Source organism: Shimia sp. MIT1388 (genome assembly GCF_047124445.1).
Taxonomy (GTDB): Bacteria; Pseudomonadota; Alphaproteobacteria; order Rhodobacterales; family Rhodobacteraceae; genus Shimia.
Map to the genome: position 1 here is coordinate 4053639 of NZ_CP138921.1, position 26131 is coordinate 4079769.

General features: G+C 58.7%; 19 protein-coding genes and 2 tRNA genes. 13 read left to right on the forward strand and 8 right to left on the reverse strand.

Annotated features, from left to right (window positions below; all coding sequences use genetic code 11):
• The first annotated feature begins 32 nt into the window (after positions 1–32).
• Both rpoC and SIB92_RS19955 read left to right on the forward strand, forming a co-directional pair.
• Positions 33–4280 carry a DNA-directed RNA polymerase subunit beta' gene (rpoC, locus tag SIB92_RS19950; protein ID WP_412553661.1) on the forward strand — a complete coding sequence of 1416 codons (4248 nt, stop codon included), beginning with the start codon at positions 33–35 and terminating at the stop codon, positions 4278–4280.
• A 164-nt stretch (positions 4281–4444) separates the two neighbouring features.
• Positions 4445–5326: a DMT family transporter gene (locus SIB92_RS19955; RefSeq protein ID WP_412555874.1), complete on the forward strand. Its 882-nt coding sequence runs from the start codon at positions 4445–4447 to the stop codon at positions 5324–5326.
• Here SIB92_RS19955 and SIB92_RS19960 read toward each other — a convergent pair.
• Positions 5302–6099 (reverse strand): putative rhamnosyl transferase, encoded by a 798-nt coding sequence (locus SIB92_RS19960; RefSeq protein WP_412555875.1) that lies wholly within the window; start codon positions 6097–6099, stop codon positions 5302–5304. The two genes, SIB92_RS19955 and SIB92_RS19960, sit on opposite strands and share 25 nt — an antisense overlap.
• A 345-nt stretch (positions 6100–6444) precedes the next feature.
• Here SIB92_RS19960 and rpsL point away from each other — a divergent pair, with 345 nt between their 5' ends.
• Genes rpsL through tuf form a run of 4 tightly spaced genes read left to right on the forward strand, consistent with a single transcriptional unit; the run spans position 6445 to position 10671 of the window.
• Entirely contained in the window at positions 6445–6816 is a 372-nt protein-coding gene (gene rpsL, locus SIB92_RS19965; protein WP_054000841.1) for a 30S ribosomal protein S12, read from the forward strand.
• A gap of 15 nt (positions 6817–6831) precedes the next feature.
• Complete coding sequence (rpsG, locus tag SIB92_RS19970) at positions 6832–7302, forward strand: 30S ribosomal protein S7 (protein WP_132861092.1); 471 nt, start codon at positions 6832–6834, stop codon at positions 7300–7302.
• A gap of 21 nt (positions 7303–7323) precedes the next feature.
• Positions 7324–9441 carry an elongation factor G gene (gene fusA / locus SIB92_RS19975; RefSeq protein WP_412553662.1) on the forward strand — a complete coding sequence of 706 codons (2118 nt, stop codon included), beginning with the start codon at positions 7324–7326 and terminating at the stop codon, positions 9439–9441.
• A gap of 54 nt (positions 9442–9495) precedes the next feature.
• Positions 9496–10671, forward strand: coding sequence for an elongation factor Tu (gene tuf / locus SIB92_RS19980; RefSeq protein WP_412551048.1), 1176 nt, complete (start codon positions 9496–9498; stop codon positions 10669–10671).
• 81 nt (positions 10672–10752) lie between these two features.
• On the opposite strand, the gene SIB92_RS19985 is transcribed toward tuf, so the two are convergent.
• The gene (locus tag SIB92_RS19985; RefSeq protein ID WP_412553663.1) at positions 10753–11484 is read right to left on the reverse strand and encodes an STAS/SEC14 domain-containing protein; all 732 of its coding nucleotides are present in this window, start codon (positions 11482–11484) and stop codon (positions 10753–10755) included.
• Between the two features lie 236 nt (positions 11485–11720).
• Between SIB92_RS19985 and SIB92_RS19990 the strand changes: the two genes are divergently transcribed.
• From SIB92_RS19990 to SIB92_RS20020, 7 genes are all read left to right on the forward strand, one after another.
• A complete protein-coding gene (locus tag SIB92_RS19990) occupies positions 11721–13286 on the forward strand; it encodes an ABC transporter substrate-binding protein (RefSeq protein WP_412553664.1) in 1566 nt (521 codons plus the stop codon).
• Positions 13287–13399: 113 nt separating this feature from the next.
• Entirely contained in the window at positions 13400–14380 is a 981-nt protein-coding gene (locus SIB92_RS19995; protein WP_412553665.1) for an ABC transporter permease, read from the forward strand.
• The gene (locus tag SIB92_RS20000; protein ID WP_294119441.1) at positions 14380–15321 is read left to right on the forward strand and encodes an ABC transporter permease; all 942 of its coding nucleotides are present in this window, start codon (positions 14380–14382) and stop codon (positions 15319–15321) included. Before SIB92_RS19995 ends, SIB92_RS20000 begins: the two co-directional genes overlap by 1 nt.
• Positions 15321–17039 (forward strand): ABC transporter ATP-binding protein, encoded by a 1719-nt coding sequence (locus SIB92_RS20005; protein ID WP_412553666.1) that lies wholly within the window; start codon positions 15321–15323, stop codon positions 17037–17039. Before SIB92_RS20000 ends, SIB92_RS20005 begins: the two co-directional genes overlap by 1 nt.
• 118 nt (positions 17040–17157) lie before the next feature.
• Positions 17158–17658: an SAM-dependent methyltransferase gene (locus tag SIB92_RS20010; protein WP_412553667.1), complete on the forward strand. Its 501-nt coding sequence runs from the start codon at positions 17158–17160 to the stop codon at positions 17656–17658.
• A 519-nt stretch (positions 17659–18177) separates the two neighbouring features.
• Positions 18178–18666 (forward strand): Lrp/AsnC family transcriptional regulator, encoded by a 489-nt coding sequence (locus SIB92_RS20015; RefSeq protein WP_412553668.1) that lies wholly within the window; start codon positions 18178–18180, stop codon positions 18664–18666.
• Positions 18667–18749: 83 nt separating this feature from the next.
• Positions 18750–20225 (forward strand): NAD-dependent succinate-semialdehyde dehydrogenase, encoded by a 1476-nt coding sequence (locus tag SIB92_RS20020; protein WP_412553669.1) that lies wholly within the window; start codon positions 18750–18752, stop codon positions 20223–20225.
• Positions 20226–20370: 145 nt separating this feature from the next.
• Here SIB92_RS20020 and SIB92_RS20025 read toward each other — a convergent pair.
• From SIB92_RS20025 to SIB92_RS20050, 6 genes are all read right to left on the reverse strand, one after another.
• A tRNA-Glu gene (locus tag SIB92_RS20025) sits at positions 20371–20445 on the reverse strand.
• A 46-nt stretch (positions 20446–20491) separates the two neighbouring features.
• A tRNA-Glu gene (locus SIB92_RS20030) sits at positions 20492–20566 on the reverse strand.
• A 159-nt stretch (positions 20567–20725) separates the two neighbouring features.
• On the reverse strand, positions 20726–22471 hold the full coding sequence (gene recJ / locus SIB92_RS20035; RefSeq protein ID WP_412553670.1) for a single-stranded-DNA-specific exonuclease RecJ: 1746 nt from the start codon (positions 22469–22471) through the stop codon (positions 20726–20728).
• Positions 22472–22558: 87 nt separating this feature from the next.
• Complete coding sequence (glpX, locus tag SIB92_RS20040; RefSeq protein ID WP_294119431.1) at positions 22559–23533, reverse strand: class II fructose-bisphosphatase; 975 nt, start codon at positions 23531–23533, stop codon at positions 22559–22561.
• A 94-nt stretch (positions 23534–23627) separates the two neighbouring features.
• Positions 23628–24986 (reverse strand): VCBS domain-containing protein, encoded by a 1359-nt coding sequence (locus SIB92_RS20045; RefSeq protein WP_412553671.1) that lies wholly within the window; start codon positions 24984–24986, stop codon positions 23628–23630.
• Entirely contained in the window at positions 24905–25993 is a 1089-nt protein-coding gene (locus SIB92_RS20050; RefSeq protein WP_412553672.1) for a VCBS domain-containing protein, read from the reverse strand. Before SIB92_RS20050 ends, SIB92_RS20045 begins: the two co-directional genes overlap by 82 nt.
• Positions 25994–26131: the final 138 nt, after the last annotated feature.

The following is a 26131-nucleotide window of genomic DNA, read 5'->3' on the forward strand; positions in this document are numbered from 1 at the left end:
ACTCTCCTCCCAACCAAATTTGAGGTATCAAAATGAACCAGGAACTGACGAACAACCCGTTTAACCCGCTCGCCCCACAAAAGGCGTTTGACGAGATCAAAGTCTCGCTCGCGTCGCCAGAGCGGATCCTGTCGTGGTCCTACGGTGAGATCAAAAAGCCGGAAACCATCAACTACCGTACGTTCAAGCCAGAGCGTGACGGTCTGTTCTGTGCGCGTATCTTTGGCCCAATCAAAGACTACGAATGTCTCTGCGGCAAATATAAGCGCATGAAGTATCGCGGCGTTGTCTGCGAAAAATGTGGTGTTGAAGTTACCCTTCAAAAAGTGCGCCGTGAGCGCATGGGCCACATCGAGCTGGCCGCGCCAGTGGCACACATCTGGTTCCTGAAATCGCTGCCATCCCGCATCGGCCTGATGCTGGACATGACTCTGCGTGATCTGGAACGCGTGCTGTACTTTGAAAACTACGTTGTTATCGAGCCGGGTCTGACCGACCTGACCTACGGCCAGATGATGACCGAAGAAGAGTACATGGATGCGCAGGACGCATACGGCATGGACGCCTTCACCGCCAACATCGGTGCTGAAGCGATCCGTGAGATGCTGTCCCAGATCGATCTGGAATCTGAAGCCGAGCAGCTGCGCGCCGATCTGGCCGAAGCGACCGGTGAACTGAAACCAAAGAAGATCATCAAGCGCCTGAAAGTGGTTGAAAGCTTCATCGAGTCCGGCAACCGTCCGGAATGGATGATCCTGACCGTGATCCCAGTGATCCCACCAGAGCTGCGCCCGCTGGTGCCGCTAGATGGTGGCCGCTTTGCGACGTCCGACCTCAACGACCTCTACCGTCGTGTGATCAACCGGAACAACCGTCTGAAGCGTTTGATCGAACTGCGTGCGCCTGACATCATCGTGCGTAACGAAAAGCGGATGCTGCAGGAATCTGTGGATGCGCTGTTTGACAACGGCCGTCGCGGCCGTGTGATCACCGGCGCCAACAAGCGTCCGCTGAAATCGCTGTCTGACATGCTGAAAGGTAAGCAGGGTCGTTTCCGTCAGAACCTTTTGGGTAAACGCGTCGACTTCTCTGGTCGTTCGGTGATTGTGACCGGTCCGGAACTGAAACTGCATCAGTGTGGTCTTCCCAAGAAGATGGCGCTCGAACTGTTCAAGCCGTTCATCTACTCGCGTCTGGAAGCCAAAGGTCTGTCCTCCACTGTGAAGCAGGCCAAGAAGCTGGTGGAAAAAGAGCGTCCCGAAGTTTGGGATATCCTGGACGAAGTGATCCGCGAACACCCGGTGATGCTGAACCGTGCGCCAACCCTGCACCGTTTGGGCATTCAGGCGTTTGAGCCGGTACTGATCGAAGGTAAGGCCATCCAGCTGCACCCGCTTGTATGTTCTGCGTTTAACGCCGACTTCGACGGCGACCAGATGGCGGTACACGTTCCTCTGAGCCTTGAGGCCCAGCTGGAAGCGCGTGTTCTGATGATGTCCACCAACAACGTTCTGTCGCCTGCCAACGGTGCACCAATCATCGTTCCGTCTCAGGATATGATCTTGGGTCTGTACTACACCTCCATCATGCGTGAAGGCATGAAGGGTGAAGGCATGGTCTTCTCCTCCATCGAGGAAGTTCAGTACGCGCTGGACGCTGGCGAAGTGCACCTGCACGCCAAAATCCATGCCCGTATCCCACAGATCGACGAGAACGGTCTGGAAGTTGTGGAACGTGTGGAAACCACCCCTGGTCGTGTGCGCCTCGGCGCGCTTCTGCCGCAGAACAACAAGGCGCCATTTGCCTTGGTGAACAAGCTGCTGCGGAAGAAAGACGTTCAGAACGTGATTGACACCGTCTACCGCTACTGTGGTCAGAAAGAGTCCGTGATCTTCTGTGACCAGATCATGACCATGGGCTTCCGCGAAGCGTTCAAGGCTGGCATCTCGTTTGGTAAAGACGACATGGTGATCCCGGACAACAAGTGGACCATCGTCGACGACACTCGCGATCAGGTGAAAGACTTTGAACAGCAGTACATGGACGGCCTGATCACTCAGGGCGAAAAGTACAACAAAGTTGTGGATGCCTGGTCCAAGTGTAACGACAAAGTCACCGACGCGATGATGGGCACCATCTCCGCGGCGCAGACAGACGAGAATGGCGCTGAAGCGGAGCCAAACTCGGTTTACATGATGGCCCACTCCGGTGCGCGTGGCTCGGTCACACAGATGAAACAGCTGGGCGGTATGCGCGGCCTGATGGCCAAGCCAAACGGCGACATCATCGAGACCCCGATTATCTCGAACTTTAAAGAGGGTCTGACCGTTCTGGAGTACTTCAACTCCACCCACGGTGCCCGTAAGGGTCTGTCTGATACCGCGCTGAAAACAGCGAACTCCGGTTACCTGACACGTCGTCTGGTGGATGTGGCGCAGGACTGCATCGTACGCATGCACGACTGTGGCACTGACAACGCCATCAACGCCGAAGCCGCTGTCAACGACGGTGAAGTTGTGGCCTCTCTGGCAGAGCGTATCCTGGGCCGTGTTGCGGCTGAGGACATCATGAAGCCAGGCACTGATGAGGTACTGGTTGCACACGGTCAGCTGATCGACGAACGCATGGCGGACTCGATTGACGAAGCTGGTGTGGCCAACGCCCGTATCCGTAGCCCGCTGACCTGTGAGGCTGAGGAAGGCGTCTGTGCCATGTGCTACGGTCGTGACCTTGCACGCGGTACTCTGGTAAACACCGGCGAAGCCGTCGGTATCATCGCGGCGCAGTCGATTGGTGAACCTGGTACACAGCTGACGATGCGGACCTTCCACATCGGTGGTGTTGCACAAGGTGGTCAACAGTCGTTCCTGGAAGCAAGCCAGGAAGGCAAGATCGTCTTCGAAAACGCCAACACTCTGGAGAACGCCAACGGCGAGATCCTGGTGATGGGCCGCAACATGAAGCTGATCATTCAGGGCGAAGACGGCGACGAGCGTGCCAGCCACAAGGTTGGTTATGGTTCCAAGCTGTTTGTCAAAGACGGCCAGGCGGTCAGCTTTGGCGACAAGCTGTTTGAATGGGATCCGTACACCCTGCCAATCCTGGCGGAGAAAGACGGTAAGGCGAAGTTTGTTGATCTGACCGTGGGTATCTCCCTGCGTGACGAGACCGATGACGCAACCGGCATGACACAGAAGATCGTGTCTGACTGGCGTGCGGCACCAAAAGGCAACGAGCTGAAGCCTGAAGTGATCCTGGTGGATGCCGATGGCGAGCCTGTGCGCAACGATGCGGGCAACCCGGTTCACTACCCAATGTCTGTGGATGCGATCCTGTCGGTTGAAGATCAGCAGGACGTGAAAGCTGGTGACGTTATCGCGCGTATCCCGCGTGAAGGTGCAAAAACCAAAGACATTACCGGTGGTCTGCCACGTGTGGCCGAACTGTTCGAAGCGCGTCGCCCAAAAGATCACGCGATCATCGCCGAAATCGATGGTTACGTGCGCTTTGGCCGCGACTACAAGAACAAGCGTCGCATCGCGATCGAGCCGTCTGATGAGAGCCTGGAGACCGTGGAATACATGGTGCCAAAGGGCAAACACATCCCTGTGCAGGAAGGCGACTTCGTGCAGAAGGGTGACTACATCATGGACGGTAACCCGGCACCGCACGACATCCTCTCCATCATGGGTGTTGAAGCGCTGGCGGACTACATGATCGACGAAGTGCAGGACGTGTATCGACTGCAAGGTGTGAAGATCAACGACAAGCACATCGAAGTGATCGTACGTCAGATGTTGCAGAAGTGGGAAATCCAGGACTCTGGTGAAACCACCCTGCTCAAAGGCGAACACGTCGAGAAGGTTGAGTTTGACGCCGCCAACGAGAAGGCGCTGGCCGAAGGTCGCCGCCCTGCTCAAGGTGAGCCGATCTTGCTTGGTATCACCAAAGCGTCGCTTCAGACCCGGTCCTTCATCTCCGCGGCCTCGTTCCAGGAGACCACCCGCGTTCTTACCGAAGCCTCCGTGCAGGGTAAGAAAGACAAGCTGGTTGGCCTCAAAGAGAACGTCATCGTGGGCCGCTTGATCCCAGCCGGTACCGGTGGTGCGACACAGAAAGTACGTCGCATCGCGTCCGAGCGGGACAACGTGGTTGTGGAAGCGCGTCGTGAGGAGGCGGAAGCCGCCGCACGTCTGGCAGCCCCGGTTGAAGATGTGACTGCCGATGATGTGTTTGACAGCGGTCTGGTGGAAACACCGGAAAGCCGCGAGTTCGACTAAACCTTCGACCTAACGCAATTTGAAAGGGCCCTCGGCAATACGCCGGGGGCCCTTTTCCTTTGGGCGTAGATATTGGCAGATTGAAACGTTCGGGTATTGGCAAAGCACGCGGCCAGTCCTAGGGTCGCGCGGTTGCATTTTGGGAGGGGCGACACATGGCGGCGATGTCAGACAACACCAAGGGCGCACTCCTGATGATGCTCTCTATGGCGGCGTTTACATTCAACGACACTTTGGTGAAGTCGCTGGGTACAGATGTGCCGCTGTTTCAGATGTTGTTTCTGCGAGGTGCACTGGCCTCGGTCCTGATTTGGGGCTTGGCCAAGTCTTTGGGCAAACTGCGCTGGAGCCTGTCACGTCAGGATTGGGCGCTGGTGATTGTGCGCACCGTCGCCGAAATCGGCGCGGCCTATTTCTTTATCACCGCGCTCTACCACATGCCCTTGGCGAATGTGACGGCGATCCTGCAAATCCTGCCTTTGACCGTGACCCTTGGCGGCGCGTTGTTTTTTTGGGAAGCGGTCGGCTGGCGGCGGGCTTCGGCCATTGCAGCGGGTTTCGTGGGAATGTTGCTGATTGTGCGTCCCGGGCCAGACGGCTTTGACCAATACGCGATCTACGCCATGGTGGCGGTGGCCTTTGTGACATTGCGCGACCTGTCCACACGCAAGATGTCCCCCAATGTGCCGTCCTTGACAGTGACCCTAGTGGCATCGCTGGGGGTGATGCTGTTTGCCGGCGTGGCCAGCCTGGGTGGCGACTGGGTCACCCTAGATGGCCGCCAATGGGTGCTGCTCAGCGGTGCCGCGCTGTTCATCTTGGGCGGCTATCTGTTTTCTGTGCTGGTGATGCGCGTAGGTGAGGTCAGCTTTATCGCGCCCTTCCGTTATAGCGGTTTGCTCTGGGCGCTGATCCTCGGCTTTGTGGTATTTGGCGACTGGCCTGACCCCATCACGCTCACCGGTGCGGCGATCGTTGTGGGGGCAGGGGTGTTCACCTTGCTGCGCGGGCGCAAGCTGTCTCAGGAGAAGGTGGCGCGCACCTGATCCACGTCGATGGCAAAGCGGGCTTTGAACTCCGCTTCCTGCTCCACCGTCAAAGGCTCCACCGGCACCGGTTTGACCTTCTTCTGGCGGCTGTCGTTGTAGCCATTGTGGGTGCGCACCCACATCGGCGTATCGGTGAAAGACACGGTGGGCATGAACTGGTTCATGATGCCGTGGCGGAAGTTCATGATGGTCAGCGGACAGCCCCCGCGCACATACATGCCCAATGAGGCCACATAGAGATTGCGCACTGTATCAGTGGCGGCGATGCCGTCGCCACTCATCTCGGCAATGATGCCCCGGTTCCAGTCAAAGGCAACGGCACGGTTGTCCAACAGGCCGGGCACAGCATTCACCGCCGCGCGGAACTTCTCGAAGAAATCCACCGAAATGGCATCGTCGTCATCATGGCGGAACTGCAGGCAGGGGGCTTTGGGATCTTTGCGCGCGCCGTTGATCAGCTCTTTCATCAGCGGGCGATGTGGCTTGGGCTCATGGGCCACAATTGAGATCTGCGGAATGTCAGCCGTAATGTCATGCAGACGATCCACATGATGCTTGGGCAAAGTGTCGCCAATCACAACGATCATCTCAAAATTCTGATCGGTTTGCTCGCGCAGGCAGGGCAGGGCCACAGTTTCCATCAACTGAAACCGCTCTTCTAGCCGGTCTTCGGCATAGAGGAAGGCAATGCGGTCCTCTACGGTCTCATGTTCCACTTGAAATCCGCCCAAAGCCGGATAGGAGAACCGGCACAGACCAATCATCTGCATGTCCCTGCTGTCGATCATGTTTTTGCCTCTCTTATGGTTGGGCGCACATTGGCAGGGGACGCGGGCCAGCGCAACAGGGGCAGCTGTTGACAAGGGCTGCGACTCCCCATATACGCGCGATCATCCGGCAATGGGAGAAGTGTACCCTGAGCCGTTTCACACCTGTAGTGGTCAAGTTCCGGTCTACTTTGAAGACCGCAACCTCTGAGACCCCACCGCGTCGTTTGCCTCGGAATGGAAACGATTGCGGTTTTTGCGCTTGTGTCCGCACAAGTTGCGAAAAAACAGATAACCGCGTTGGGCCTCGGCCCGGCGTATAAATGGAAGCAATAGGAAAGAGACCCTATGCCAACGATTCAGCAGCTGATCCGCAAACCGCGTCAGCCTAAAATCAAGCGCTCCAAGTCGCAGCACCTGGAGCAGTGCCCTCAGAAGCGTGGCGTATGTACCCGTGTGTACACAACCACGCCGAAGAAACCTAACTCCGCTATGCGTAAAGTTGCGAAGGTTCGCCTGACCAACGGTTACGAAGTGATCTCCTACATCCCAGGTGAATCCCACAACCTTCAGGAACACTCCGTGGTTCTGATCCGTGGCGGTCGTGTAAAAGACCTTCCGGGTGTTCGTTACCACATCCTGCGTGGTGTTCTGGATACCCAAGGCGTCAAAGACCGTAAGCAACGTCGTTCCAAGTACGGCGCGAAGCGTCCTAAGTAAGAAGGAGAGGCTGATATGTCACGTCGTCACGCCGCTGAGAAACGCGAGATTCTGCCTGACGCCAAATTTGGCGATAAGGTCCTGAGCAAATTCATGAACAACCTGATGATCGACGGCAAGAAATCTGTTGCCGAAAAGATCGTTTACAACGCGCTGGACCGCGTTGAAAACAAGGTGAAACGCGCCCCTGTTGAAGTGTTCCACGAAGCACTCGACAACATCAAACCATCGGTTGAGGTTCGCTCCCGCCGTGTGGGTGGTGCCACCTATCAGGTTCCGGTCGAAGTGCGCCCTGAGCGCCGCGAAGCCCTGGCCATCCGTTGGCTGATTGGTGCTGCGCGTGGCCGCAACGAAAACACCATGGAAGAACGCCTTGCAGGTGAACTTCTGGATGCCGTGAACTCCCGCGGTACCGCCGTTAAGAAGCGCGAAGACACTCACAAGATGGCAGAAGCTAACAAAGCCTTCAGCCATTATCGTTGGTAAAGCCCAGAGGACATTAGACCAATGGCACGCGAATATACGCTCGAACATTACCGCAACTTCGGTATCATGGCGCACATCGACGCAGGTAAAACCACCTGCTCCGAGCGCATCCTGTACTACACCGGCAAATCCCACAACATCGGTGAGGTGCACGACGGTGCAGCCACCATGGACTGGATGGAGCAGGAACAGGAACGTGGTATCACCATCACTTCCGCTGCGACGACCACCTTCTGGGAGCGCACCGAAGATGGCCAAACCGCAGACACGCCTAAGCACCGTCTGAACATCATCGACACCCCAGGCCACGTTGACTTCACCATTGAAGTTGAGCGTTCCCTGGCGGTTCTCGATGGTGCCGTCTGTGTTCTGGACGCCAACGCCGGTGTTGAACCACAGACCGAAACCGTGTGGCGTCAGGCTGACCGCTACAAGGTTCCACGCATGGTGTTCGTCAACAAGATGGACAAAATCGGCGCGGACTTCTTCAACTGTGTGAACATGATTGAAGACCGTACCGGTGCAACCGCTGTTCCAGTGGCATTCCCTATCGGTGCAGAAACCGAGCTGGAAGGTCTGGTTGACCTGGTCACCATGGAAGAGTGGCTGTGGCAGGGTGAAGACCTCGGCGCAAGCTGGATCAAAGCCCCTATCCGTGACGAACTCAAAGATCTGGCCGACGAATGGCGCGCCAAGATGATTGAGAACGCCGTCGAGCAAGACGACGACGCCATGGAAGCCTACCTGGAAGGTGAAGAGCCTGACGTACCAACCCTGCGCAAACTGCTGCGCAAAGGTACTCTGTCTCTGTCCTTCGTTCCGGTTCTCGGTGGTTCCGCGTTTAAGAACAAAGGCGTTCAGCCTCTGCTCAACGCTGTGATCGACTACCTGCCGTCCCCACTGGACGTGGTTGATTACATGGGCTTTGAACCAGGTGATGAAACCGAAGAGCGTAACATTGCCCGTCGTGCAGACGACGACATGGCGTTCTCCGGCCTGGCGTTCAAAATCATGAACGACCCGTTTGTTGGCTCCCTGACCTTTACCCGGATCTATTCCGGTGTGCTGAACAAGGGCGACACGCTCTTGAACTCCACCAAAGGTCGTAAAGAGCGCATCGGTCGTATGATGATGATGCACTCCAACAACCGTGAGGAAATCACCGAAGCGTTTGCGGGTGACATCATCGCGCTGGCAGGTCTCAAAGACACAACCACTGGTGACACGCTCTGCGCCACCAACGACCCGGTTGTTCTGGAAACCATGACCTTCCCGGATCCGGTGATCGAGATTGCCGTTGAGCCTAAGACCAAAGCTGACCAAGAGAAAATGTCTCAGGGTCTGCAGCGTCTGGCGGCCGAAGACCCATCCTTCCGCGTGGAAACTGACCTGGAATCCGGTCAGACCATCATGAAGGGCATGGGCGAACTTCACTTGGACATCCTCGTGGATCGTCTGAAGCGTGAGTTCAAGGTTGAGGCCAACATCGGTGCGCCACAGGTGGCTTATCGTGAGACCATCTCCAAAGGCATCGAGCACACCTACACCCACAAGAAACAGTCTGGTGGTTCCGGTCAGTACGCTGAAGTCAAAATGGAAATCATGCCGACTGAAGCTGGTGAAGGTTACTCCTTCGAAAGCCGCATCGTTGGTGGTGCTGTTCCGAAGGAATACATCCCGGGTGTTGAAAAGGGTATCCAATCTGTCATGGACTCCGGTCCTCTGGCAGGCTTCCCTGTGATCGACTTCAAAGTTGCTCTGATCGACGGTAAGTTCCACGACGTGGACTCCAGCGTTCTGGCCTTTGAAATCGCTGCTCGTATGGCAATGCGTGAAGGCATGAAACTGGCCGGCGCGAAACTGCTTGAGCCAATCATGAAAGTGGAAGTGATCACACCGGAAGAATACACCGGTGGCATCATTGGCGACCTCACCTCCCGTCGTGGTCAGGTGTCCGGTCAGGAACCACGTGGTAACGCTGTAGCAATCGACGCATTTGTGCCTCTGGCCAACATGTTCGGCTACATCAACAACCTGCGCTCCATGTCTTCGGGCCGCGCGCAGTTTACCATGCAGTTCGACCACTACGATCCAGTTCCGCAGAACATCTCCGACGAGATCCAAGCGAAATACGCATAACAAAATTTGGGAAGCGGGCTGCCCGCTTCCTACCTCAACATTAAGGAGGCCATCATGGCTAAGGAAAAGTTTGAGCGCAGTAAACCGCACTGCAACATCGGCACCATTGGTCACGTTGACCACGGTAAAACCACGCTGACCGCTGCGATCACCAAGCAGTTTGGTGACTTCAAAGCGTACGACGAAATCGACGGCGCGCCTGAAGAAAAAGCACGCGGCATCACCATCTCCACCGCGCACGTGGAATATGAAACCGACGCACGTCACTACGCCCACGTTGACTGCCCAGGCCACGCCGACTACGTGAAAAACATGATCACCGGTGCGGCGCAGATGGACGGCGCGATCCTGGTTGTGAACGCGGCTGACGGCCCAATGCCACAGACCCGTGAGCACATCCTGCTGGGCCGCCAGGTTGGCATCCCTGCCATGGTTGTTTTCATGAACAAAGTGGACCAGGTTGACGACGAAGAGCTGCTGGAACTCGTTGAGATGGAAATCCGCGAGCTGCTGTCTGAGTACGAATTCCCAGGCGACGACATTCCTGTGATCGCCGGTTCCGCTCTGGCGGCTCTGGAAGACCGCGACGACAACATCGGCAAAGAGAAAATTGCTGAGCTGATGGCGGCGGTTGACGAGTACATCCCACAGCCACCACGTGCGACTGACCAGCCGTTCCTGATGCCAATCGAAGACGTGTTCTCGATCTCTGGCCGTGGTACTGTTGTGACCGGCCGTGTTGAGCGTGGCGTGATCAACGTTGGCGACGAGATTGAAATCGTTGGCATCAAAGACACTCAGAAAACCACCTGTACCGGTGTTGAAATGTTCCGCAAGCTGCTGGACTCCGGTGAAGCGGGCGACAACATCGGCGCGCTGCTGCGTGGTGTTGACCGTGAAGCGGTTGAGCGTGGTCAGGTTCTCTGTGCCCCAGGTTCCGTGAACCCACACACCAAGTTCGAAGCAGAAGCCTACATCCTGACCAAGGATGAAGGTGGCCGTCACACGCCATTCTTCGCGAACTACCGTCCACAGTTCTACTTCCGGACCACTGACGTGACCGGCACTGTTGAGCTGCCAGCGGGCACCGAGATGGTGATGCCTGGTGACAACCTGAAATTCAACGTTGAGCTGATCGCACCAATCGCGATGGAGCAGGGCCTGCGCTTCGCGATCCGCGAAGGTGGCCGCACCGTTGGTTCCGGTGTTGTGTCCAAAATCGTTGAGTAATTGCGCTTAGCGTAATTCGGACGACAGACTACGGAAAGGCCGCCCAATGGGCGGCCTTTTTGTTTTAAGAAAGTCGGGAAGCTAGGCGCCTGTCTGAACCCAGGCCACGGCCATGTCAAAATCATCGGCGCCAAAATGCTTTGCGTTCACCCCGAACGCATGTGTCCCTACTTTGGAGGCCATTTTCTGCCATCCGGCATCGCCAACAATAGCCGCACGGGTCAATTGCCCGACATGCGCACTGGCCAGCGCGAAATGGTCGCGCAGAGCGCCCAAGCCTTGCCAGCCGTCAAATTCCCGCAGATCGATCACCAGGCCAAACTGGCTTTTGCCCGCCAGCAGATTGTCGAGATCTTCGGATTTACCTTCGTAGATCTCGCTGTCGAGCTTGCCCATCAGGCGCACACAGACGGTGCTGTCATCCACCGCGTCAATCTGAATGGAGCCAAGGCTTTCGCGGAGCCACCGGCGGGCATCGTCGGCCTCTGACAGGCCAAACAGGGCCACGGGGCAGGGCATCAGTACGCCAAACATGGAAATCAGCCGTTTCATTGTGCTGTCGTCGGTCGCAATGGCACAGCGGTCGAACCCGCGCCAGTGTTTGAACCCCATACGGCTGTCCTGCCACATGGCGCCGGCGGTGAAATCCCCCGGTCCACCGTCCAGGATCACCAGCAGCCGAATGTTCTCCGCCTGCTCGATGGCGCGGTCAATCGCGGGGGTCAGCACGTCGGTATAGTCGCTTTCGGTAATGGGCGCGGTCATGCGGACTTCCAAAAATTCCGGTCCGCCTGCTTCAGTCACTTCAATCATGTCGTCACCTTAATAAACAAACTGCACCGCCATGGTGGCACAGCCACCAAGGCCTGCCCAACAAAAGTTTGAGTATTTTGCTCGGATTGCGTGCAAGCTGAAAAAGCATAAGCCTGAAAATGGCTTAACTTGTTCACAAAAATGTGTGCCGACCTTGCTTTTGCAATCCGCTTGGGGTGACACTGGTCCCATGCACCCGCGCGCGACGTCGCGGATTGAAGAACAGGGGAAATGTCATGAGACATATGTTAAGCGCGGCCGCTCTGGCCGCTGTTTGTGCTGCACCTGTTGCAGCCGAAGAGTTTAAGTGGGCAGGCACCACCGATCCGCAAACCATGGACCCGCACGCGGTGAACTCTGCACCGGTTCTGGGCTTTTTGAACAACGTGTACGAAGGCCTTGTGCGTCGTGGCAAAGACATGTCGATCGAGCCGGCGCTGGCGACAAGCTGGGAGCCGATTGGCGACGGCGAGGGCTGGCGTTTCCATCTGCGCGAAGGCGTGACCTTCCATGATGGCAGCACCTTTGACGCGGAAGACGTGCTGTTCTCCTATGAGCGTGCGTCCAACGAAGTGTCCGACACCCGCAGCTGGTTTGCGCCGGTGTCTGAGGTGAAGGTGGTCGACAGCAAGACCGTCGATATCATGACCTCCGCGCCCAACCCGATTTTCCCGGACAGCATTGCCAACTGGATGATCGTGGACAAAGGCTGGGCCGAAGCCAACAATGCTGCGTTGCCGGACAAGGAAAACGGCAATTACGCCACGCTGAACGCCAACGGCACCGGCGCCTTCATGGTGACCGAGCGCGAACCCGATCTGCGCACGCAGCTTAAGCCGTTTGACGGTTGGTGGGATGAGGCCACGCACAACATCACCGTGGCAGAGTTCACCCCGATCCAGAACTCGGCTACCGCTGTGGCGGCGCTGTTGTCTGGCGAAGTGGATATGATCAACCCGGTGCCAATCCAGGATGCCGAACGTCTGCAAGGCCAGGATGGCGTGCAGGTCATTCAAGGCATCGAGGCGCGCGTGATTATGCTTGGATTTGCCCAGGAAGCTGACGTGCTGAAATATGGCGCGGATGCAGGCAAGCCAAACCCGTTCCAAGACGCCCGTGTGCGTGAAGCCGTGTCCAAAGCGGTGAACGTGGACGCGATCCTGAAGACCATCATGCGCGGTAACGCCGAACCAGCCAGCCAGTTGGTGAGCCCGGCGATGCGCGGCTACTCCGCTGCAAACATGGACCGTCCGACCTATGATCCGGAAGGCGCCAAGGCCCTTCTGGCAGAAGCGGGCTATGCCGATGGGTTTGCCTTTGGCCTGAAGTGCCCGAACAACCGCTATCTGAACGACGAAGCGGTCTGTCAGGCGGTCACGGCGATGTTGGCGAAAGTCGGCATCAACGCTGAACTGGACGCCATGCCGGTTTCGAACTACTGGCCAGAGCTGCGCGCGGATAACTTCGACATGTATCTGCTGGGTTGGTCCCCAGGCACATTCGATGCAGAGCACCCAATCCGCTTCCTGGCACACACCCCGAATTCTGAGAAGAAACTCGGCAGCTGGAACTTTGGCGGCTACTCCAACGCCAAGATCGATGAGATGTTGCCGATGATCCAATCGGAAATCGACGACGGCAAACGCCAGATGATGCTCGACGAATCCGCAGCGATTCTGCAGGCGGAAACCGCCTATGTGCCGATGTACGTACAACCTCTGGTATGGGGCGCGCGTGACAACGTCTCCCTGACCCAACGCCCGGATAATTTCTTTATTCTGCGCTGGGTGAACGTGCAATAAAACTGCCTAAAAATGAGGCGGCGGGCAATCTTCGCCGCCTCACGCGCTGCACTTGACCTGCGCCCTTTGAGAGCGCAAGGCTCGCGCCAATAAAAAAACAAAGGGACGCAGTGATGCTGACGTATGTCTTAAAAAGAGTACTACAGTCCGCATTGGTTCTTCTGGTCGTAGGCTTAGTTGCCTTCAGCATGTTTCAATTCGTCGGGGATCCGATTGATAACATGTTGGGTCAGGAACGCACCGATGCTGACATTGCCCGTCTTCGGACGGAGCTTGGGTTGGATCAACCTTTCCCGGTGCAATACTACAAATTCCTCGAAAACGCGGTGCAAGGTGACTTTGGGGTCAGCTACCGTCAAGGTCGCCCAGTGGCGGAAATCCTTGTGGAGCGTGCGCCCGCAACGTTGGAGCTGGCAGCGGTCAGCGGCTTTCTGGCGATTTCGATTGGCATCGGCCTAGGGGTGCTCACTGCGATCCGCAAAGATGGGTTCCTCGCCAATGCGATTATGTCCATCTCGCTTATCGGGGTGTCTTTGCCCACCTTCCTGATTGGTATTCTGCTGATCTATCTGTTCTCGGTTGAATTAGGCTGGTTACCCGCCTTTGGCAGGGGGGACGTGGTGCACATCGGTTGGTGGAGCACAGGCCTACTGACCTCCACGGGTCTAAAGGCGATCATCCTGCCGGCGATCACCCTGGGTCTCTATCAAATGACGCTTATCATGCGTTTGGTGCGCTCGGAAATGCTGGAAGTCTTGCGTCAGGACTATGTGCGCTTTGCCCGCGCCCGTGGCCTGAAAGACCGCACGGTGAACTTCCGCCACGCTCTGAAAAACACGCTGGTGCCGGTGATCACGGTGACTGGTTTGCAGCTTGGTTCGATCATCGCCTTTGCGATCATCACGGAGACCGTGTTCCAATGGCCGGGTGTCGGCTTGTTGTTCATCAACGCGGTGCAGTTTGTCGACATCCCGGTGATGGCGGCCTACCTGATGCTGATTTCGGTGATGTTTGTGGGGATCAACCTGATTGTTGACCTGCTCTATTTTGCGATCGATCCGCGCCTGCGCACGGACGGGAAGGGGGCACACTGATGTCTGATCAATCCGCAACCGCACCGCAGTCGCGTCTTGCCAAGGCGCTGGACAGCGATTTTGTCTACAGCTTCCGCCGCTCGCCGGTGGCCGTGGTGTCTTTCATCGTGGTCATGCTGCTGGTGTTGAGCGCCGTCTTTGCACCGCTGATCGCGCCGTATGACCCGTTTGATCCGGGCTCTCTGGACCTGATGAACGGCTTCACCGCGCCGATGGCGCCCAATGACTTCACCGGCGATGTCTTCTGGCTTGGCACGGACGATCAGGGCCGCGACGTGTTCTCCACCATTCTCTACGGAATGCGCGTGTCGCTCTTTGTTGGTCTGGCCGCGGTCAGCTTTGCCATGATCCTCGGCATCACGCTTGGCCTTGTGGCTGGCTACGTTGGCGGATGGGTGGAAACCCTGATCATGCGCGCCGCCGATGTGCAGCTGACCTTCCCCTCCATTCTGGTGGCCATGCTGATCTTCGGCATTGCCAAAGGTGTCATCCCGATCCAGCACCATGACCAAATGGCCATCTGGGTGCTGATCATCGCGATTGGCCTATCTGACTGGGTGCAATTCGCCCGCGTTGTGCGTGGCGCGACGCTGGTGGAAAAAGACAAGGAATACGTGCAAGCCGCGCGTATGATGGGCCGCGGTCGTGGCATCATCATGCTGCGTCACATCCTGCCAAACGTGCTGTCGCCAGTTCTGGTGATCGCGACGATCTCTTTGGCGCTGGCCATTATTGCTGAGGCGACTCTGTCCTTCCTCGGCGTGGGCGCACCGCCAACCCAACCGTCGCTGGGCACTTTGATCCGCATCGGGCAAGACTTCCTCTTCTCCGGTGAGTGGTGGATCATCCTGTTCCCATCCGTGACCCTTCTGGCGCTTGCGCTGTCTGTGAACCTGCTGGGCGACTGGCTGCGTGATGCATTGAACCCGAGGCTGCAGTGATGACCGAGAAACTCCTAGATATCGAGGGCCTCTCGGTCCACTTCCCGACCCGTCGCAAACTGTTTGTGGCGGTGAACAAGGCCAACCTCACAGTTGAACCTGGGGAAATCCACGGTCTTGTCGGCGAGTCCGGTGCAGGCAAATCCACCATCGGCGCCGCCGTGATGGGCTTGCTGGAGCGTCCCGGCCACATCGCTGAAGGCACGGTGAGCTTCAAAGGCGAGCACATCAACGGTCGGGATGCCGACGGCATGCGGGCGCTTAGGGGCGCGAAGATTTCTATGATCTTCCAAGACCCGCTGACCTCGCTGAACCCGCTTCTGACCGTTGGCCAGCAGTTGGTGGAAACCATCCAGTTCCACCTGAAACTGTCCGAGGCAGACAGCAAAAAGCGCGCGATTGAATTGCTGGATCGGGTGGGTATTCCCATGCCGGACGAGCGGATCAATCAATACCCACACCAGTTCTCTGGCGGTATGCGCCAGCGGGTGGTGATCGCGCTTGCGCTCTGTTCCGAGCCGGATGTGATCATCGCGGACGAGCCGACCACGGCGCTCGACGTGTCGATTCAGGCGCAGATTCTTGAGCTGATCAAGGAACTGGCGCGGGAACGTCAGACCGGCGTGGTCCTGATCACCCACGACATGGGTGTGATCGCGGACACCACCGACAAGGTAACCGTGATGTATCAGGGTGAGGTCGTAGAAAGCGGCACAACTGAGCAGGTGCTTGGCGCCCCGGCGCATGAGTACACCAAGTCGCTCATCGCCGCAGTGCCACGTCCGACGCTCAAGGTGCATCGCTTCCCGCAGCTGTCTTATGGTGGCCGTCAGATTGCGTTCCACATCGACGATTTGGCGCGCAACTGGGACCGTCCGGAGCCGACCAAATCCGGCACGCTGCTGAAGGTCGAGGGGCTCACCAAGACTTTCCTGCAAAGTGGGTCGATCATCCCATCACGCCGCAAATTCTTCACTGCCGTGGACAAGGTCAGCTTTGACATCCGCGAAGGTGAGGTCTTTGGCATCGTGGGGGAAAGTGGCTCGGGTAAGTCGACCGTGGCCCGCATGATTGCGACGCTCTATCAGACCAACGGCGGCAAGATCTTCTTTGACGAAGACGAGATCACGCAGCTCAAGACCGCCAAGGATTTGGAAAGCTACCGCCGTCAGATCCAGATGATCTTCCAGGACCCGTTCTCCAGCCTCAACCCGCGCATGCGTGTGGATGAGATCATCGCGGAGCCGGTGAAACATCACAAGCTGCTGGAAGGCGCCGCCATTCAGCACCGTGTGGACGAGTTGTTGGAACGTGTGGGGCTTGGCTCCGAAGCAGGTCGCAAGTACCCGCATGAGTTCTCCGGTGGTCAGCGCCAGCGGATCTCGATTGCGCGCGCTCTGGCAACACAGCCGCGCTTCCTGATCTGTGACGAGCCCACGTCGGCGCTCGACGTGTCCATTCAGGCGCAGATCCTGAACATCCTCAAAGATCTTCAGGAGCACCTGGGCCTGACCATGCTCTTCATCAGCCACGACCTGCCGGTGGTGCGCCAGATGTGCGACCGTGTCGGCGTGATGCGTCAGGGGCAGATGGTGGAGGTGGCGGACACCGAAACCCTGTTTGCTGCGCCGAAAGAGACCTACACGCGGGAGCTTTTGAGCTTGATGCCCAAGCTCGAAGGGCTGTCCACCGAAGGTCTCGAAGACGAAATCATCTAAAATCAGAAAACGCCGCTCTCCGGAGCGGCGTTTTTCATTCCCGGTGTGCGACCAAGCGGGTGCTGGTATCACTGCGAGTCTGCTGGCAGAGTGCGGAAGACATCCAAGGAACCCCGCCATGACCGAGCCCACCACAACCGCCTTTCCAGAGCAACGCGAAGGCGAGGACCGTCTGTCTTTTGATCCGCTGGAACGCGTGGATGCGCAGCTGCGCTATATTGGTCACATCGAGACTCCTTGGCAGCGCGGCGACTGTCCCAAGAACGTGACACGTGCCCGCGAAACCGGCCAGGGTGCACGTGTTGTGCTGGAGCCGGGCTTTGCTCAGGGGCTCACAGGCCTTGAGGTCGGGCAGGGGATTTTGCTTTTCTACTGGATGCATCAGGCGCGGCGCGATCTGATCACCCAGCGGCCTCGGCATCGCGATACGGCATGTGGCATTTTTGCGCTGCGCTCACCCAACCGCGTGAACCCGATTTCACTGGCGGCGGTGCGCATTACGTCGCTGGATTTGGAAGCAGGCGTCATTGGTATTGACGCCATCGACTGTTTTGACGGCACGCCGCTTCTGGACATCAAACCCAGTGCGCCCGCGGTGGATGTGCCGCCAGACCTCTAGAGCCTAGCGCGCAAAAATCCGGGGACGGGTCGGGGCGGTGTGTGGCCAAATCCGGCGGTTCTTGTTGCAGGACGGCTTGGGCTCCACGGCGAAGTCTGCGTCGCCACAGGCGGCCACAATGAACGCGCCCGTACGATTCGCCCGACGCGCTGGAGGGGGCGCGTCTTGCGTTTGGCTGCGTGGTAGTACCCAGACTGACAAATGCGTTTTTGTCATAGTTCCCATTCCCTTACGAACCGCGCCCTGAAGAGAGAATCAGAGAGGGCAGGCGCGGTGCTTACAACACAGGGAAACCGTAGAGCGATTTGGTTAATGAAGAGTCAGTGGTTAAGCGATGGTTCGTGAAAGTCGGATTCCCCAAGATTTTTTCGGCCAGATTTGGTGGGCAAGGCGATTGGACTTGCCGACGGCAAAGCGGTGCTGATAACGCAGTCTGGCTATGACGTTCACCACACCCACATATGGCTCGGGGCTCACCCCTGACATGCGCGCCGCCCCAAGCGGTTTAGGGCCTTTGCCATGAAACTGGACCAGCGGGACATCGACATCCTTGCCGTGTTGACGCGGGAAGGCCGCATCACCAAAGCGGCGCTGGCAGAGAAAATTGGCCTCTCGCCAACCCCGTGCTGGGATCGTTTGAAAAAGCTGGAAAAGGCCGGGCTGATCGAAGGCTACGGCGCGCGCATCAACCTCAAGAAACTTGCGCCAAATGTCACCGTGTTTGTCTCTGCCGAGATCGCCGACCACACCGCGGCCAGCTTCCGGGCCTTTGAGGCGGCGATGCAGCGTTATGACGAGGTTGTGGCCTGCTGGGCGCTTGGCGGTGGCTTCGACTATCTGCTGCAAATTGTGACCAGCGACATCGATGCTTATCAGCGTCTGATCGACGAAATGCTGGATGCGCGCATCGGCCTGTCGCGCTATTTCACCTACATCGTGACCAAGCCGGTGAAGGAACACGGCGCGCCGCCGTTTGATGTGCTGCTTGGAGCCGCCGAGCGCAGCTAATTCCTCTGCGAACACCGACAACTTCGGACAAATCTTCTGTGGACTTGCGGCAGGGTCTCCTCATCTAGAGGAGACTTTCCACCATGACGCAAACCGCGCTCTCTGCCCGCGCAGACATCACCGACAAGGCCCTTGTGCGGTCCTTTTCCTACATCAACGGCAAATGGCTGGCGGCCAAGGACGGCGACAGCTTTGCCGTGACCAATCCGGCGGATGGCACCCACCTGGGCGGCGTGGCCGCGATGTCTGCCGAGGAATCCTCGGCGGCGGTGGACGCGGCACAGGCGGCCTTCCCGGCTTGGGCAGCGCTGTTGCCACAGGAACGTGCAGCCATTCTGCGCCGCTGGTTTGAGCTACAACTTGAGCACAAGGAAGACCTCGCCCGCATCATGGTGCTGGAACAGGGCAAGCCCATTTCCGAAGCCCGCGGCGAGATCGACTATGGCGCGGCCTTTGTGGAGTTCTACGCCGAAGAATCCAAACGTCCCAACATCGAAGGGGTCACCAGCCACCTGCCGGATGCCGAAGTGGAACTGTGGCGCGAACCGGTGGGCGTAGCCGCGCTGATCACCCCGTGGAACTTCCCCTCCGCCATGTTGACCCGCAAAGCCGCCGCTGCATTGGCCGCGGGCTGCACCGTGGTGGCGCACCCTTCCGGTGAAACCCCGTATAGCGCGCTGGCGCTGGCGGAACTCGCCGAGCGTGCCGGTATTCCGGCGGGCGTGTTCAACGTGGTCACGGGCATTGCCCCCACCGTAGTGGAACCCTGGACCCGCGACACCCGCGTGCGCGCGCTGTCCTTCACCGGCTCTACCGAGGTGGGCAAGCTGCTCTATCGCCAGTCCGCCAGCACGGTAAAGCGGTTGGTCATGGAGCTGGGCGGCCACGCGCCGGTGATTGTCTTCAAGGGCGCGGATCTGGACGTGGCGGTTGAAGAAACAATCAAGGCCAAATTTGCCACTTCCGGTCAGGACTGCCTCGGCGCCAACCGCATTTTTGTGGAACGCGACATCTACCCGGCCTTCTGTGAGAAGTTTGTCGCCGCCACCAAAGCGTTGAGCGTTGGGGTTGGCATGGATGATCCCGACATTGGACCGCTGATGAACGAGAAGGCGGTGCAGAAGCAGGAAGAACATGTGGCGGATGCCCTGGCCAAAGGTGCCACGCTGGCCTGTGGCGGCAAGCGTCATGCGCTGGGCACGCTGTTCTTTGAACCCACCGTGCTGACCGATGTGCCCGCAGCGGCGCAGATCATGTCGGAAGAAACCTTTGGTCCGGTTGCGCCAATCACGCCCTTTGATAGCGAGGACGAAGTCGTCGCGGCGGCCAATGACACGGAATACGGTCTGGTGGCCTATGTGCACAGTCACGACCCGCGCCGCATCTACCGCCTCAGCCGTGCGCTGCAATACGGCATGGTGGCGGTGAATCGCACCAAGGTCACCGGCGCTCCGATTCCTTTTGGCGGCACCAAGCAGTCCGGTCTGGGTCGTGAGGGCGCCCGTCTCGGGATGGAAGAGTTCACCGAGATCAAATACGTCTGCCGCGATTGGGGCTAAGTGTCTTCAGGTCAGACTTTCCAGCGCGCGCATCCCCACGGATGGGCGCGTTTTTCTTTTGCGATGCCATGCAGAAAGGCGCGGTACACAACACGAAAACGCACAGGTGGTTTTGCGGCGAAGTTCATGTGATGGAGGATAAAAGTGGCATCCCGTAGGGGAATCGAACCCCTCTTTCCAGGTTGAAAACCTGGCGTCCTAACCGATAGACGAACGGGACGCTCTTTTATGGGCGCGTCAGAGACCAGGTCCCTATACCCCGCTTATGGCATCCCGTAGGGGAATCGAACCCCTCTTTCCAGGTTGAAAACCTGGCGTCCTAACCGATAGACGAACGGGACGCGCTTAAGCGTGAGGCGTATCTAGTGAAACCATGGGGTGGGTGCAAGTGGAAATTTGCGCGACTTCCGGAAAATTTTTGCGACGGGGACGGGGGCGTTGCCCCCACCACAGCAGGGCTGCGATTCCCCCAGGATTTTGAGGGCCAAAGGAAGCTTTGGCTAGGCGCGCGCGGCGTCTTCAAGTCGCAGTTGCACCGACTGACGCCCGCCCCAGGTGTTGATTTCCAACCTCCCGGCGAGGTGGAAGCGCGCGCCGCCATGCGATTCGAGCGCGGGGCCCAGTGGCGTGTCATAGGCGCCAAAGGCAATCGCATCGATGCGTGCACCAAAGCCGTCGCCAAAGGTCAGTTTCAGGTGGCTGTCGCCCACACGTTTGGTGAATCGGATTTCCACGTCCGGGAAGGCAAAACGCGGCGCGGCCGCTCCCGCCCCAAAGGGGCCAGCCTTGTCGATGTCGTTGATTAGGTCGACCGTGGCCCCTGTGGGCATCAGCAGGCTGTCGAGTTTTAGGTCCGCCGGCCCGGCGTCGCCTGCGCCTTGTTTGGCCAGCAGGTCAGACAGGCGTTCCATGGCCGGTTCCAATTGATCCTGCGCCACGCTGAGGCCCGCGGCCATCTTGTGTCCGCCGCCTTTGATCAACAGGCCCTCGGCGGCCAGTTTCTGAATGCTCGCGCCCAGATCAACGCCGGAGATCGAGCGGCCGGAGCCTTTGCCTTCGCTATCTTCAAGTCCAATCACCACCGCAGGCCGGTTAGTGGCTTCTTTCAGGCGGGAGGCGACAATGCCCACCACGCCGGGGTGCCAGCCTTCGCCTGCCGCCCAGACCAGCGGCGCGTCCAATCCGCGCTCTTCGGCCTGCGCCATGGCGGCCGCGCGTACCGAGGCTTCAATGTCGCGGCGTTCGGTGTTGAGCTCGTCCAGACGCGCGGCCAAAGCCTCCGCCTCGGCAGGGTCATTGGTCGACAACAGACGCGCGCCCAGATCGGCTTGCCCAATCCGACCGCCCGCGTTCACCCGTGGCCCCAGCAGGAAGCCGAGGTGGTAACTGTTGGGCGCAGAATCCATGCGGCTCACGTCTGACAAGGCCACCACGCCGGGACGGTCCCGCCGAGCCATCACTTTCAGGCCCTGCCGCACCAAGGCGCGGTTCACGCCAATCAGCGGCGCCACGTCGGCCACGGTGCCAAGCGCCACCAGATCGAGCATCGCCATCAGGTCCGGTCCTCGCGTGCCGTCCGCCTCCCGCATCTGCCGGTTGGCTTCCACCAGCATCAGGAACACCACCGAGGCCGCACAGAGATGGGCCAGATCGCCGCTTTCATCCTGCCGGTTGGGGTTCACCACCGCCACACAGTCCGGCAAGGTCTCTCCGCCCAAGTGGTGATCCAGCACCACCACATCTGCGCCTACGGCCGCCGCGATGGGGGCGTGGCTTAATGTGCCGCAATCCACACAAATGATCAGGTCATGGGCCTTGGCCAGTTCCGCCATCGCCGCTTCATTGGGGCCATAGCCTTCGTCAATCCGGTCCGGTACATAGAGCGTCGCTTGCAAGCCCATCTGGCGCAGCCAGGTGATCAGCAACGCGGCGGAGGTGCCGCCGTCCACGTCATAATCGGCAAAGACCGCGATGCGCTGGCGGGATTTCACGGCTTGCAAGAAGCGTCCGGCGGCCACTTCCATATCTTTGATGCTGCGCGGGTCCGGCAGCAGATCGACCAGCTTGGGCTCCAGAAAACTCTCGGCCTCGCCAGCACTCACACCACGCCGCGCCAGAACGGCACAGAGGGCAGGGGGCAAAGCGGTGTCTTGTGCCAGTTGCTCCGCTGCACGGGTGGTTTCCACATCCGGCCCCACCCAGCGCCGTCCGGTCAAGCTTTCGGAAACACCAAGGAAATCAGTCATGTCAGGGCCTTCGTCTTATGAAAAGGCCCGCCAAAGAGGCGGGCCATCTGGGCGCGCGGCCCACTCAAACAAGAATGTTTGTTGCGATCAAGAGGTCTGATCCACTGGTGCGCGGTAGGTCATGCGCCGAACAGAACCGGATTTGGAACGCATCAGCAGGGTTTCTGTCTCGATCCAACCCGGGGTGCGCTTGATCCGTGGCAGCAGGGACCCGCCGGTCACGCCGGTGGCTGCAAAGATCACGTCCTGGGTGACCATCTCGTCACGGGAGTAAATGCGATCCAGATCGGTGATGCCAGTCTTGGCGGCACGCGCGCGCTCGTCATCGTTGCGGAACACCAGACGGCCCCACATCTGACCACCCATGCATTTCAGAGCAGCGGCTGCCAGAACACCTTCTGGTGCGCCACCGCGGCCCATATACATGTCGATGCCGGTTTCTTCGGCTTCGGCACAGTGCATCACACCGGCCACGTCACCATCGGTGATCAGACGGATGGAGGCGCCGGTGGCGCGCACTTCGGCGATCACGTCTTCGTGGCGCGGGCGTTCCAGAATACACACGGTGATGTCAGAGGTCTCACAGCCTTTGGCTTTGGCCAGGGCTTCCACACGCTCTTTTGGGCTCATGTCCAGCGAAACAACGTTTTCCGGGTAGCCCGGACCAATCGCCAGCTTGTCCATATAGGTGTCCGGCGCGTGCAGCATGGAACCGCGTGGGCCCATGGCAATCACGGTCAGCGCGTTTGGCATGTCTTTTGCGGTCAGCGTGGTGCCTTCCAGCGGGTCCAGCGCGATGTCCACGCCGGGGCCGTTGCCGTTGCCAACTTCTTCGCCGATGTAGAGCATCGGGGCTTCGTCACGCTCGCCTTCCCCAATGACCACCACGCCTGCGATGTCCAAAAGGTTGAGCTGCTCGCGCATCGCATTAACGGCGGCCTGATCAGCGGCCTTTTCGTCCCCGTTGCCAATCAAGGCAGCGGACGCAATGGCAGCCTGTTCCGCAACGCGGGCGAGGCCAAGGGACAACATGCGATCGTGAAATTCCGGCTTCAGCGACATGAAATAAATCCTTTTGAACACGTTTAAGACCGCAATAGCGCAGCCCTATCCCCGGCGCAACCTGAGCCCGCCGGGAATGGTCTCAAATCGGAGATCAGACAAAAATGGTCACATCATCCATGACAAACAGGTCGCCGGACAGCGGTAGCGGCAACGGTGTGCCGCCAGCGGTTGTGAAGACCACACGATCCACCGCATCAAAGATGGCATCGTCAAATTCCAGCAATGTCGGGCCGGTGGTGGAGAGCGTGAAGGTCTCGGACCCAAGACTTGTGAAGACCTCGACGTTTTCAAACACACCGGGGCTGGTCTCTATGAACTGGAAGGATTGGTCAAAGGCTTCCACGGTCAGTTGCATGCCCTCGTTGAATGCCGAAGTGACTTGCGCGCTTTCAAAATCGAAGGTGTCGACAAAATCGCCATTCAGCGTTACGCCGCCCGTGCCGCCAACCACCATCACACCGCTGGTGGCGCCATTGGCCACGCCGGTGTCAAGCTGTCCGCCGCCACGGCTGCCGCCCAATTGGCCAAACAGCGTGGTGTCGATCGTGGCCCAGCCCGCCGACCAAAGCACACCGCCCGCCGTGCCTTCAAATGAGGCCGCGTGAGGTTGTCCCTCAAACGACAGGGTTGTGGAAACCGGCACCGGTGGCTCACCGCCGTCGCCGCCATCGCCGGGATCGGGTTCTGCGTCATCCGCGCCATTGATGGTGATGGAGATTGTGGTGGTGGCCCGCGCGCCGCTTGGATCGGTCACCGCCACATTGAAAGTATCGGTGCGCACATCTCCGGTATTTAGGCCCTGCACCAATTCGCTGTCGTTGTTCAGCGCATAGCTCCAACTGCCATTCGGGTTCACGGTCAATGTGCCAAAGCCGCTGGTGTCGCTGCCCAGCACCGTAAAGCTCAGGGTGTCGTTTGTGTCGATGTCGGTGACCTCAATAAGGCCCCGCGCGAACAGACCGCCGTCCTCTGTTACCTCGCGAACATTAAACACGGTGCCGTTGACCACCGGCGCATCGTTGCTGCCGGTCACGTCAATCGAGATGGTTTCCGTGTCAAACCCGCCGTTGCCGTCGCTGACCTGAACGTCAAAGGTTTCCACAACGGTTTGTCCGGCGGCCAAGGCTTGCACTGCCGCGGAACTGTTGTCGAGCACATAGCTCCAGGTGCCGGTGTTGGAATCCAGCGCAAGCGTGCCGTACGCACCGGTGGCACTGCCAACGACGCTGAAACTCAGCGTGTCGTTCTTGTCGATATCATCGGCCACCACCGCGCCAGAGGCGGTTTGCACCGCGCCGTCCTCGGTGACGGTGTCATTGTCATAGGTGATCGCGCTGATCTCCGGGGCGTCGTTACTGCCGTAGAATGTCACCGAAACGTTGGCTGTGTCGGTGCCGCCGTTGCCATCAGAAACCTGCACCACAATGGTGTCCACCAGGCTGTCGCCCACGCCCATTTCTGCACCGCAAGAGAAGCGTTGTCCAAGGCGTAGGTCCAGGCGCCGGTATCGGGATGAATGGCAAAGGTGCCATAGGTGCCGGTGCCACCCGAGAATGTCAGCAGGTCGTTCACGTCGGGATCCACGGCAGAGACCACACCATTGGCCGCAAGCACGCTGTCTTCCTGTAGGTCGCCAACCTCATTGGTCACACTGGTGATGCTGGGCGCGTCGTTCACCCCGGTCACCGTGACATCCAGCGTCTGTGTGGTGAGGTTGCCCTGGCCGTCATCAATCACAATGGTGATGGTCGCGGTCTCATAGTCGCCGACAGAGAGATAATTGAAGGCTGTGGTCGGGTTAAAACTGTAGCTGAAGCTGGCACCAACCCCCATGCCCTGGGCCAAGGCGCTGCTGCCGATCAGGCTCAGGCTCCCTTGGGAGGTGGAAATGCTCGCCACCGTGACCGTGCCACCGTCAAAATCATAGGCATCAAAAGAAATCACCACCGGCGTGTCTTCATCGGTGGTGGCGTCCTCACCCAATACCAAGGCGGCATTGGCTCCGCGGATGTTGAAGGTGTAGTCGTCAAACTGCAAAAGCTCGACGCCGCGCAGGGTATCAATGGCGGTGTTGCCATCGGAGTGGTCGATGTCTTTGACGTAGAACTTGCGGAACCATCCCTGTTCCCAGCTGTAGCCAAACACAGAGCCCTCATAGACAGCGGTGTCGCGCCCGCGGCCACCCCAAATCAAGTCATAGCCCTCGCCGCCGGACATGGTGTCATCGCCGTGACCGCCAAAAATCCGGTCGTTGCCGCGCCCGCCGGAAATGTTGTCGTTGCCCCGGCCTCCAAACAACAGATCGCTGCGGTTGCCGCCGATCATCGTGTCATTGCCGCCGAGTCCAAAGATCTTGCCAGGCAGGTCGCTGCCTTCCAGGGACAGCACATCGCCTTTGCGCGTGCCAATCACGATAGGCTTCAGGAACCAGTCGAGCCATGAGTTAAACCTAGGCATGGTGTTCTCCCCCAAATGAAAATCTTCTAGACAAAAAGGTCCGGCAGTCGCTTAGCGCCGCGACCGGGACAAATAATTCGCTGCGGCAGATCACACTTCTAAAACGCAGTGCCGTAAAACCATCGCACAACAAGAATC

Coding starts and splice junctions, on each gene's coding strand:
- SIB92_RS20005 (WP_412553666.1), top strand. CDS start 15,321: ATGACCGAGAAACTCCTAGATATCGAGGGCCTCTCGGTCCACTTCCCG.
- SIB92_RS19990 (WP_412553664.1), top strand. CDS start 11,721: ATGAGACATATGTTAAGCGCGGCCGCTCTGGCCGCTGTTTGTGCTGCA.
- rpoC (WP_412553661.1), top strand. CDS start 33: ATGAACCAGGAACTGACGAACAACCCGTTTAACCCGCTCGCCCCACAA.
- SIB92_RS20050 (WP_412553672.1), bottom strand. CDS start 25,993: ATGCCTAGGTTTAACTCATGGCTCGACTGGTTCCTGAAGCCTATCGTG.
- tuf (WP_412551048.1), top strand. CDS start 9,496: ATGGCTAAGGAAAAGTTTGAGCGCAGTAAACCGCACTGCAACATCGGC.
- recJ (WP_412553670.1), bottom strand. CDS start 22,471: ATGACTGATTTCCTTGGTGTTTCCGAAAGCTTGACCGGACGGCGCTGG.
- SIB92_RS20020 (WP_412553669.1), top strand. CDS start 18,750: ATGACGCAAACCGCGCTCTCTGCCCGCGCAGACATCACCGACAAGGCC.
- SIB92_RS19995 (WP_412553665.1), top strand. CDS start 13,400: ATGCTGACGTATGTCTTAAAAAGAGTACTACAGTCCGCATTGGTTCTT.
- rpsL (WP_054000841.1), top strand. CDS start 6,445: ATGCCAACGATTCAGCAGCTGATCCGCAAACCGCGTCAGCCTAAAATC.
- SIB92_RS19985 (WP_412553663.1), bottom strand. CDS start 11,484: ATGATTGAAGTGACTGAAGCAGGCGGACCGGAATTTTTGGAAGTCCGC.
- SIB92_RS19960 (WP_412555875.1), bottom strand. CDS start 6,099: ATGCAGATGATTGGTCTGTGCCGGTTCTCCTATCCGGCTTTGGGCGGA.
- fusA (WP_412553662.1), top strand. CDS start 7,324: ATGGCACGCGAATATACGCTCGAACATTACCGCAACTTCGGTATCATG.
- rpsG (WP_132861092.1), top strand. CDS start 6,832: ATGTCACGTCGTCACGCCGCTGAGAAACGCGAGATTCTGCCTGACGCC.
- SIB92_RS20015 (WP_412553668.1), top strand. CDS start 18,178: ATGAAACTGGACCAGCGGGACATCGACATCCTTGCCGTGTTGACGCGG.
- glpX (WP_294119431.1), bottom strand. CDS start 23,533: ATGTCGCTGAAGCCGGAATTTCACGATCGCATGTTGTCCCTTGGCCTC.
- SIB92_RS20000 (WP_294119441.1), top strand. CDS start 14,380: ATGTCTGATCAATCCGCAACCGCACCGCAGTCGCGTCTTGCCAAGGCG.
- SIB92_RS19955 (WP_412555874.1), top strand. CDS start 4,445: ATGTCAGACAACACCAAGGGCGCACTCCTGATGATGCTCTCTATGGCG.
- SIB92_RS20010 (WP_412553667.1), top strand. CDS start 17,158: ATGACCGAGCCCACCACAACCGCCTTTCCAGAGCAACGCGAAGGCGAG.